The sequence below is a fragment of the Lysinibacillus sp. GbtcB16 genome (assembly GCF_019091145.1).
Taxonomy (GTDB): domain Bacteria; phylum Bacillota; class Bacilli; order Bacillales_A; family Planococcaceae; genus Lysinibacillus; species Lysinibacillus fusiformis.
The window spans coordinates 1-262 of record NZ_JAGXJV010000537.1 but is presented as its reverse complement, the minus strand read 5'-3'; the positions used below and the strand labels follow the sequence as shown (position 1 = coordinate 262).

At 34.0% G+C, this 262-nt stretch carries 1 protein-coding gene; it reads right to left on the bottom strand.

The features are described 5' to 3' along the window. A partial coding sequence (locus KVT27_RS25155) for a hypothetical protein (protein WP_217582228.1) occupies positions 1 to 262 on the bottom strand: 262 nt, incomplete at both ends.

Sequence of the window (262 nt, the reverse complement as noted above, 5' to 3'; positions counted from 1 at the left end):
TGCTGCTAAACCGACCTGTGAACCAATTAATGCTGAGATTGATGAAACAAATAACATTCTATTATCAGGTGATTGAATTAATTGAGTAAATTCTTCTCTTTGAGCAGCATATCTAGAATCACCACAAAATAATTTATATAATTCTTTTTTCAGTAGCATGAAATAGTCATTTTTTGGTTTTTGTTCACCACTAAAAGGAGAGGTATTACCAATAGACGCCTCAAGCCAAGCCTTTGCAGCACCTTCATGAGTATTTGAAGCT